This is a genomic window from Schaalia sp. lx-260 (genome assembly GCF_021083645.1).
GTDB lineage: Bacteria > Actinomycetota > Actinomycetes > Actinomycetales > Actinomycetaceae > Pauljensenia.
In genome coordinates, this window is record NZ_JAJNRQ010000004.1 from 309346 (window position 1) to 319109 (window position 9764).

Here is a 9764-nt window from a genome sequence, read left to right on the forward strand (position 1 = left end):
CCCTGCACGGGCTTACGAAAGTAGATAAGTCGTTACGCGCTAAGTCCACACAAGCACTAGTGTCCCTGTACGGGCTTACGAGAGCGTATCCTCATGCACCCACTGAGCAATCGTTTCCGATAAACCAATGTATGTATGAGGTGACAAGGCCAGTAAACGTGCCCCTACTTCGGCAGGTAAACCAAGGCCAGAAATGAAGTCACGCATACTTTCTGCGCTCACCTCATGGCCGCGAGTGAGTTCTTTCAAACGCTCGTACGGATTGGCCATACCGGTTGCTCCGGCAATCGCTGCCGCCCGCATTGCTTGCTGCACGGCCTCACCAAGGACAGCCCATTGGGTATCTAAATCATCTGACATGCGCTGCGCATCAATGTCGATTCCACGTAAACCGCGAACTAAATTGTCGATTGCCAAGGCGGAATGACCCAGTGCGACACCAATGTTACGTTGGGTGGTTGAATCGGTCAGGTCACGCTGTAAACGTGAGGTTACCAAAGTGGCGGCAAGGGAATCACAGAGCGCACACGAGATCTCAAAATTTGCTTCCGCATTTTCAAAACGAATGGGATTGACTTTATGAGGCATCGTTGAAGAACCTGTGGAGCCTTGCGCTGAAAGATTCTGGTGGAAGTATCCCAAGGAAATATACGACCAGCAATCAGTGGCAAGGTTATGCGCAATACGGTTAAAACGGGCAATATCTGAGTACAATTCCGCCTGCCAATCGTGGGATTCGATCTGCGTGGTGAAAGGATTCCACGTTAAACCGAGTTTTTCAACGAAATTACGGGTGATTGCAGGCCAGTTAGCCTCAGGAACAGAGATCACATGAGCAGCCCATGTGCCTGTAGCACCGTTGATTTTGCCCAGGTATTCCATCTGTTCGATACGATGAATTTGACGAGTAAGCCTGTGGTGGATAACAGCGATTTCTTTACCAATAGTGACGGGGGTAGCGGGTTGGCCGTGCGTGCGCGCCAGCATGGGGGTGTGCGCGCCAGCGTCTACAAGTTCAACTAAACGGTCAGTGAGTCGCGCAGCGGCAGGTAACCATTCATTTGTGACGGCGGAACGGATGGTCAGCGCGTATGCAAGGTTGTTGATGTCTTCTGAGGTGCAGAAAATATGAACGACCTCAGTTAATTCCGGTAAATGAGTGCTGTCACCTAAAACTTTGGTAGCTTCACGCATGTATTCACCGATGAGGTATTCAACTGCTTTCACGTCATGACGTGTTTCGGCTTCGATTTCTGCGAGGCGTTGAATATGTGTTGCCCCAAAAGCGCGCGGAAGTGCGCGCAGGTAGTCGCGTTCAGCGTCAGTGAGTGTGGGAGCGCCCGGTAGTGCCTGTGTATCAAGCAGGTGGATGAGCCATTCGATTTCCACGTGGATGCGAGCACGGTTCAGAGCCGCTTCGCTCAGATAGTTTGATAGTGCGTGAACAACGGGACGGTAACGCCCATCCAGAGGTGATAATGCTTCACCAATGGTTGATAGATCTGTGTAACCGTCTACTGGGGAAAAAATTAACGCTGCGCTCATAACTCCATCATTCCAGACAAAACCATGTGACAGAAGTGCCATCCACAAGATGTGTGAGGATCCTCTATCTGCGAATATCCCATATCCCCAAGATGGGATGCCACATATCCCCAGGATCAAAAAGCATGGGAGAAGTTATCCACAGGTCACCAGCGCGGGGATGATACGGCGTAAAAGCGTGCCTAAGCTGTCGGATGCTGTGGTAGCGCCTACGCGGTGCGATCAGTGAAATGTCTGGATTTTCAGGGCAATGCAGGATGCTACGGATGTTCTGCGTGCTTTTTGATAGGTACGGATGAAAGGGATGAAAGATGTACTCATTTATTGGATGTCTTGAGGACGTTTATCAGCATGTGCAGCATGGTTCGGATTTATTGCATGAGGCTGCGCAATTGATTGCGAGGGATGATTTTCCCACGTGGAAGGGAAGTACAGCCGACCGTGCGCGAATAGTTATGCAGGATATGTGCGCACATATTGATCGAACGAATACGCGCATACAGAATATTCACCGCTACCTTGATGCACAAAGCGCTTTGTATGAGCGTATTGAGGCAGCGTCTTTAAGTAACCTGTACACCGTTCCTACACGATGATGGCGCAGATGAATGAGCCCATGAGTGTGATCCCATGAGTGACCCGATAGACGATTCGATGGGCGACCCTTTTCTTGACCATGTGGTTGTTACCTCTGCGCATACTCAGGTCAATACAGATGATTTAACTTTCAGGTGCTCTGACATGCGGCAGGCTCAGGATATACTGCTTCGCGCCGTCGGAAGTATCCAAAGCGCACGTGAGAAAATCTCTGCTCTTAACAGCGGATATTACGAGGAGTATTGCAGTGAAACGGCTTTAGAAAACGCGATACTTGATGTCACACAATGTGCTAGGGATATTGAGGTTTTCCAAGGAAACCTGCTGCGTGCTCTTTTAATTTTTATTGCTGCTGAAGGGGATGCAGCCCGTTTTGAATGTGTATGGAAAAAATTTGGCCCCCAGCAGCCGAGTGCGTGGAATGTGGGAACTTTCAGCCCTCATGCGGGACAGAACAACATTCCCACAGGTGCGCCTATAGGTTCAGATCAGGCGCAATCTATGCGGGGAAATTCGCCCTTTTCCCCTTTTCTATGTACTGACCACGTGAGGATGTGGCTGGCTGGCGGATTACTGTGGGGTGCAGGCACAATAAATTCTCTCATTCACCATGCCAGAGAATTTGCTACCGGTGTGGGGGATGGGTCTGTGGGTTTACGAGCAGAATTAGATATGGCAGCCATTGGGCGGCGTATTGATTACGACACCGCGTATTTTGTTCCACCGGGACGTCATGAGGGTAGTTATGCGGGTAACCGTGAGATTGCTTCAGCAGCAGCTTTAGCGGCCTCATGGTATACCGGTTTAGGGGCGTTATTTTCAGGGCCAAGTTACGGTGTTCGCGTGAGTACAGGACGAGGCGCGCATAATAAGGCAAGTCAGACACGATGGGTTGGTTCGGGGGATGGGTCTGTCCCTGTGGCTTTGACCTATGTTCCGGGAACGGGCGCAATGTTCCCATTGCTTTCGGTGATCGCGGGGGCATCTGATTCAGGAGCGGGACTGCCTGCCAGCGTGGAGCTAAGGAAGCCCGGACCTGTTGGACGTGACCCTGTGACTGTGAAAACGCCTCGTCAAGCAACGGATGCTCTACGCAGAATAGCCACATTGAAAGAAGGCAGCAATACAGGGCAAATTGAAGTGCTGGAACATCGGGGACTTTCCGGTAAAAAGTCGTGGAGTGTTATTGTTCGTGGAACGCAAAAATGGTTGCCCGGTGAAAGTAACCCACAGGATATGCTGTCGAATTTACAAGCAGTTGCAGGGCAAAACTCAGATCAACGTCAAGCTGTCCTGACAGCAATGGATATGGCGGGGATTCGCTCCGGTGACCCTGTTGAATTTGTTGGTCATTCACAAGCCGGAATCATTGTGGGACAGTTAGCCAGTGAACCAGATGTTTTACGTCGGTATCACGTGGTTTCTGCTTTGGCGGTAGGCTCCCCAACAGGAGGTGTTATTCCTGGCGAGGGGGTAAGGATGCTTGCTTTAGAAAACACGCGCGACATTGTCCCATCCTTAGATGGAACCGCTAATCATTGGAATGAAGGCTCCGCGACCTTACATTTTGATGGTCAGGCTTTGGATGGGCGAACGCTGGACGGGAAACCAGTATTTGCACATGACTTATCTGTGTACGTGGAAGCTCTTGAGCATTGTGAACGTGAATCACATGGCTCACGCGCTCCTGTGGAAGTGCAGGAATGGTTAGATGCCAGGCAAAAGAACTTGAACTTTACTGATGACACGGTAACGATTTCCCACATATTCGACACGCAACGTATCAGACCCTCAACATAGCAGGTCCTAAAACCTGCCAGGTCACAGAAAGCATCGAATATAACATGTGCTGGGCTATAACGAACGTGTCCTGTATATCAGTCTTTTATATCAGTCTTTTTCTTTCCCAAGAATCGCAACTGTGATAGCAGTGATCGCCGCAGTTAATGTACCGCCTAATAAAGCAGCTCCGAAAGTATCCACAACGAAAGGTAAACCAAGTAAGGTTGCGGCTTTGCTGGCAGCAATAAATACAACCGCATTTGTCACCAAAGCAAATAAACCGAAAGTGAGGATGTACAACGGGAAAGCCAGAATTTTTACTAAAGGCCGCACAATACTATTCACCAAGGTCATAACTACCGCAATGCAGGCAAGCAGTAAAAGATGCCCCGACAATGTTGCACTATCCCCAACATGGATACCTGATATTAAAGAATCTGAAGCCCAGATACCGCACATGGTGCCGATAAGTCGAACGATAAGTCTCATAACGCTAGTGTGTCACTTCCTGCGGTGGTGTGCTCTGTGAGCTGCTGTGCGTGCTGACCGTTTTGGTGTCTTGAGAGTTCTACGGATGCTGAGTGCGCTAGGTGTGTCGCACCCTTTCCTGCCTCTACTTCTAGTCTCGCCGTGATGAATAAAGGCTCGTATTCGTCGCATAGCATCGCTTAACCTAGGGCGAGCATCCCACGATGAAAAAGGAAAGCCGGCCCGTTGCACCTATGCATATCACAGTGCGTCTACATCAGGAAAATGCTTAATAAGTACGGTAGGACTGATATATGCATAATCCTTTCACCGTTCCTTTACGCGCAGAAGTTGCTTCGCTTCCCCGCTACATCCCAGGCCGCTCCATCGTAGGCGCAGATAAAATATCCTCCAACGAAATGCCGTACCCACCTTCAGTTCATGTAATTGACGCGGCGATTGCTGCCCTCGCCTCCCCGAACCGATACCCGGATATGGCGGCAACGGACCTGACCGCGGCGCTCGCTGAACACCACAAGGTAGGGGTTGAGCACATATGCGTGGGAACAGGTTCATCCGCTGTGCTTCTAGCAGCACTATCCGCAGTGTGTATTCCGAATGCGGAAGTAATTTTCCCGTGGCGTAGTTTTGAATCGTATCCGATTGCTGTGCCCGCCTCAGGTGGGAAAGCCGTTCCCGTTCCCCTGACAGAAACAGGGGAACACGATATAGAAGCAATGATCGCTGCTGTCACACCTCACACAGTGGCACTTATTGTGTGTACACCGAATAACCCCACAGGTCCGGCACTGTCATACTCTGAGGTTGAAAATATTGTGCGTCGCGTTCCCGCGCATGTCCTAGTCATCGTTGATGAAGCGTACATCGACTTTGCAACTGACCCGCAGGTGCGAACGGCAATCCCGCTGATTGAAAAGTATCCGAATGTGTTGGTGATGCGTACTTTCTCTAAGGCGTACGCTTTGGCGGGATTACGTGTGGGCTATGCGGTTGCCCACGCGGATTTAATTGCTGCAATGCGTGCGCTGTCAGTGCCTTTCGGGGTGTCAGCGGTCGCTCAAGCTGCGGCGCGTGCTGCTTTAGAACACCAGCAGGATATGCGTGAGCGTGTTGATGAGGTTGTGGCTGAACGTGAACGTATCGTCACGACTTTACGTGGACTAGGGGTGCCGGTTCCTGACACTCAAGCAAATTTCTACTGGTTGCCGGGCTGTGATGTTTCCTTTGTTGAAGCATGTGAACGTGCTGGTTTAGTTGTGCGTCCTTTTCCTGAGGGAGTGCGTGTGACGGTGGGGACACGCGAGCAAAACAATCGTCTTTTAGCTGTGGCCTCCGAATATTTCGCCTGATTTTAGACGATGGGTAGCCTGCAAAAACAATGGCAAGCTGTGGTCTGATCTGGGCTGAGTGGCGGCCGACTTAGGTCAGGCTGTGACTCAGCATGAGGGCAGCAATCAGTAGCGCCGAGAACACGATTTCACTGATGCCAATAACTGCTGGGCGCAGGGGCTTGCCGTCTTGTGTTTTCAAAGGAATAACGCAGCCGCGTGCAAGGAGCGCACACCCTAAGATAACGAGGCTCCAGTGCGCATAGTGTCGCATCCATAGGAATAGCCACGTACAAAGGACAAGTATGTGCCATAGGCCGGTGGTGATAATCCAGCGGATGTTACCGCGCCCGCGTATCAACGAACGCACATAGGGGACAGTTCCCAGGAAATACCCGGCGCATATACAAGCGATGAGCCAAGAGTACGTTCCTTGTTTTGTGCCGGCTAGTTCGCTGAACCATTGCGCAGCAAGATGCGTGCTGCTGGAAGTATGACAGCAGAGTTCCTGCCATAGATGCGTGCTGCTGTGTGTGAGGTCCTCGGTTCGCTGCCATGTGCCGCCCAGTGTGTATGCGACAGGGCTCATAAGGCATGAGGCGATGATAGTTGTGGTGCGCACAAGGAGTGAGCGCGAGTTTTTCTTGAAGATCCCCCATGCGGCGGTGAACACAAGCGGGAGGAACAGTGGCGCCCACAGTAGCAGCGTGGGAGCAAGGAACAGTAACGGTGTGCCAAGTGTGCCAGTGGCAATGAGCCAGAATATGAGGGCAGGGGTGATACGTTTTTTTCGTCGTGGCGCTGATTTTGCCCATAATTCGGTGACGTGAAAGAGGGCGAAAGCTGTCAGCCATGCTGCGCTCAGTAGCAGGTGGATACTTTGTGCTTCGCTTGCGTATATTCCAAGGAGCAGGGGTATTAAGGCCATAGGCCATGCGCCGTGCTGGTCGGGGATCCATCCGTGCGCGCGTAGGTTGCGTGTGATGGGCATTGGGTTTTTCTTCCGGCTAGCGAGGGTGTTTATCTGGGTACTTGATTGTGAACGTAGTTCGTTAATTCACTATATGCATAGTTGTGAGGGGAAACAAGGTGTCTGCGGGAAACTTCTGTGCCACGGTAGCCTGCGCCGTTTCCTGTCGTGCTGTTTGTGGACTGAATTTTTCTGATGAGGGGCGTTATTTTTGTGCGAGCGGGTAAGAGCGGGGTATTCAAAAGGGTTCTTTAGTGTCTCATATACGCTGTTTATGCCCTGACATAAGCTGTGATTTTCAATAAATAAATTGAGGCGGGGGGGGGATGACTTTTTCTTTTGCTTGGAAATCAGCCGTTTTTTGCTTTGTGGTTTCGCCTGTTTTTGTAGGATAGCATTATTTGAAATTTTTATAACTGTTGAGGGCGGGGGGGGGGTAGTCGTACCCTTTATTTTTATGTATAAAGTAGCCCGTCGTATCCGTATATCTTTGGTAGCTATTGCTATAACTTTTGCAGTATTGGTTCCGCCTTTACTACAGAATTTACCTGGCGTGAATGTCGCCTATGCCGAAGATACTCAGAACCTGAAACTGGTTCTTGACACGGTTGATTCCGCGCAGGGGCGTGAGAAAAAACTGGAATACTGGTCGGGCGAAACAATTTCCGTGTACCCGAACTTCCATGCTTCGGGTACGGGCGTGAATATTCCAAATGCCAAACTTGAACTGTGTGTACCGCGCGCATCTTACTTAGACGAGCCAGGTTATGTGGATTCTTCGCAGGCGCAAGGTTCAGCCCGTCGGACCACAGATGATGCCTGGTGTATTGACTATACTTTCGACAAAATCACGGGTGGCTTGAAAACAGCGGTTCCATTTTCTTTCCGTTTCAAAAATGAGGTCACTCGCACTGGTTTCACGGTTACTCCTACGTGGAAGCTGATTGGCGAAGATGGTGAGGTCATCAAGGAAGATTCAGTCACTTTCACCGCGAAAGCATTGGATCAATACGAGCCGCGTAAAATCGCGTCAACAACTAGCACATATAGCTGGGATATACGACGCGAGAACCCAAGGGGAGTGTTTTTTAGTCAAGCAGATTTTAGATACACTCGCGGTCAGGATGATACGCACACACCTGCGGATTGGAACAGGGATCTTCGATATGACATGTGTGTGAAGCCGACGGGTACAGGAGCGCCTCCCGGATTGGGACTCCTTAAGCCGACAAAAGTGAAATTTGTCGATAAATTACCTGCAGAAGCAACACTGTCTCCTAACTCCCCTTGGTGGAAGTATGATCCGGAGACTCATAGTGCCACGTTTGAAGGCCCGGTGAACTATCACGCGCTCTGTGGTGGTTACATGGCGACCATTTATTTGAGGTTCAATAACGCTACCGTGTACACGGATGCCACTAAGACTGAACAGCTAAAACATGTCAATAAGATGGTTGCAACCGTCGATCCTGGTTTAGCTACCGAACACGAGTTACCGGAAGTCAGCGATTCAGTCGCATTCCGTCCCGTTCTGTACACACCGCCACCACCACCACCACCGGTCTTAGCAGAAGGCCAGTCGAATCTCGCTAAATGGGTGCACACGCCAGATTTCATCTACTACGCTGAAAAACTTTATCGTAGGGGTGAGCAGGTTACTGTTGATCCTTCGGATCCAGAAAAAGATATAATTCGTTGGGTCTTCAATATTTCCAACACCAATAACAGAAGAGCGGATACCAATGCGATACCCATTTCGGGTACAGGTATCAAGAGCTACTTCCGTGAGGTCCGTGATTACGGGCTTGACTCTAGGCTGTACTACAACACCTTTAAGATTAACGACCAGACTGGTTTTGTTTTCAACGGTAATTCCCTCACCAGAGATCAAGCGATCGCACAATTTAATGCGATGGGCAATGTTTTGTATGGTGTGAAGGATGACGATAGTGAGGTTGAGCTTGCCCGTGACCTAAAAATAGGTCAGTCTGTCAATATTGATGACAAGCAGCGTCAGTATAAAGCCCTGCGTTTAGCTTTCGCCACACCGTTGGAAATGGATAATCAGGCGTATGGCTTCGTTGTGACTGCCTATCCTGTAGCGACTGAAATGGAAAAATGGAAGGCAGAAGGCTATCAAGGGCGTCAGTCCTATATTAATGATGCTGATGCTCAAGCCTCACTGGGTAGTGTGAATAGCGATGTTGTTAGGGTGGCAGAAAAGCCACAGGATCGCGCTAATAACTATGTTTACATCGACGGGATTACTCCTAGAGTGGCCATGTTCAGTGGTTTTGAGTCAAACCGGAACAGAATTTTTCAACCACCAAATAGCAACACAGATTCCAATGCGTGGATTGTGTATGAGAATTGTGAGAATAAGAGGGATTCGAGTGGTGAGAATCTGACGGTTGCGACTATTACGCCGCAAAATTGTGGGCGTGTGCGTAATTTTCAGGTGAATTCGAGTGTCTCTGGCATATGGGGCACTTTAGAAGAACCCGTCAAAAATCTGCGTCAGATTGTGGTGTTGCCTCCGGGTGTGAATTATCTGCGCACAACAGGTTCGTCGATGTATGGTCGCCCTTTGCCGAAGCCGATTGAACCAACTATTGTACCGAACTTTAAGAATTCGGGTCGTATCGCGCTGGTGTATAACTATGGTGATGTTGAGTCACGTTACGGAAACGGTGACTGGCGTTCTCTAGGTGTGCAATCTAGTTTTGATTTGGATACGACACTGTACGCGGAAATGAATCCGCGACCCAATATCATCACCTATTACACGTTGTGGGATAACAATGATTTGGTGAAGCCAGAGGGCAATACTTGGAATGCTTGGCCTATTACAGATACTAATGACATAGATGAAGACGGTAACACTACCGAACGATTTATGGCATCAACTATGAACATCCGCTTTACGCCTCCGGCGGAGTTGGTTCCGAAGAAGTCGGTGTCTTTGGATGGGCATGGGTGGAGTTTGTCTGCTCCTGCTCAGGATTTGGGTGGTTCTGTTTTTTATCGGTATTCGGTGGCGAATACGGGGTTGA

General features: G+C 49.9%; 7 protein-coding genes. 4 read left to right on the plus strand and 3 right to left on the minus strand.

Annotated elements, in window-relative coordinates; all coding sequences use genetic code 11:
* Positions 1-75: 75 nt before the first annotated feature.
* Entirely contained in the window at positions 76-1545 is a 1470-nt protein-coding gene (gene purB, locus LRP57_RS06880; protein WP_231205809.1) for an adenylosuccinate lyase, read from the minus strand.
* Between the two features lie 311 nt (positions 1546-1856).
* Here purB and LRP57_RS06885 point away from each other — a divergent pair, with 311 nt between their 5' ends.
* Together LRP57_RS06885 and LRP57_RS06890 are read left to right on the plus strand one after the other, a co-directional pair.
* Entirely contained in the window at positions 1857-2141 is a 285-nt protein-coding gene (locus LRP57_RS06885) for a hypothetical protein (RefSeq protein ID WP_231205777.1), read from the plus strand.
* 34 nt (positions 2142-2175) lie between these two features.
* Positions 2176-3942, plus strand: a complete 1767-nt coding sequence (locus tag LRP57_RS06890; RefSeq protein WP_231205778.1) for a hypothetical protein — start codon at positions 2176-2178, stop codon at positions 3940-3942.
* A gap of 90 nt (positions 3943-4032) precedes the next feature.
* Here LRP57_RS06890 and LRP57_RS06895 read toward each other — a convergent pair whose 3' ends face one another.
* Positions 4033-4413: a phage holin family protein gene (locus LRP57_RS06895; RefSeq protein WP_231205779.1), complete on the minus strand. Its 381-nt coding sequence runs from the start codon at positions 4411-4413 to the stop codon at positions 4033-4035.
* A 293-nt stretch (positions 4414-4706) separates the two neighbouring features.
* On the opposite strand from LRP57_RS06895, the gene hisC reads away from it, so the two are divergent.
* Positions 4707-5762 carry a histidinol-phosphate transaminase gene (gene hisC, locus LRP57_RS06900; RefSeq protein WP_231205780.1) on the plus strand — a complete coding sequence of 352 codons (1056 nt, stop codon included), beginning with the start codon at positions 4707-4709 and terminating at the stop codon, positions 5760-5762.
* Positions 5763-5832: 70 nt separating this feature from the next.
* Here hisC and LRP57_RS06905 read toward each other — a convergent pair whose 3' ends face one another.
* Positions 5833-6732 carry a YwiC-like family protein gene (locus tag LRP57_RS06905; protein WP_231205781.1) on the minus strand — a complete coding sequence of 300 codons (900 nt, stop codon included), beginning with the start codon at positions 6730-6732 and terminating at the stop codon, positions 5833-5835.
* Between the two features lie 436 nt (positions 6733-7168).
* Between LRP57_RS06905 and LRP57_RS06910 the strand changes: the two genes are divergently transcribed.
* Positions 7169-9764 (plus strand): hypothetical protein (locus LRP57_RS06910; protein ID WP_231205782.1); only part of this gene is annotated, 2596 nt, incomplete at its 3' end.

Coding starts and splice junctions, on each gene's coding strand:
- purB (WP_231205809.1), bottom strand. CDS start 1,545: ATGAGCGCAGCGTTAATTTTTTCCCCAGTAGACGGTTACACAGATCTA.
- LRP57_RS06890 (WP_231205778.1), top strand. CDS start 2,176: ATGAGTGACCCGATAGACGATTCGATGGGCGACCCTTTTCTTGACCAT.
- LRP57_RS06885 (WP_231205777.1), top strand. CDS start 1,857: ATGTACTCATTTATTGGATGTCTTGAGGACGTTTATCAGCATGTGCAG.
- LRP57_RS06905 (WP_231205781.1), bottom strand. CDS start 6,732: ATGCCCATCACACGCAACCTACGCGCGCACGGATGGATCCCCGACCAG.
- LRP57_RS06895 (WP_231205779.1), bottom strand. CDS start 4,413: ATGAGACTTATCGTTCGACTTATCGGCACCATGTGCGGTATCTGGGCT.
- hisC (WP_231205780.1), top strand. CDS start 4,707: ATGCATAATCCTTTCACCGTTCCTTTACGCGCAGAAGTTGCTTCGCTT.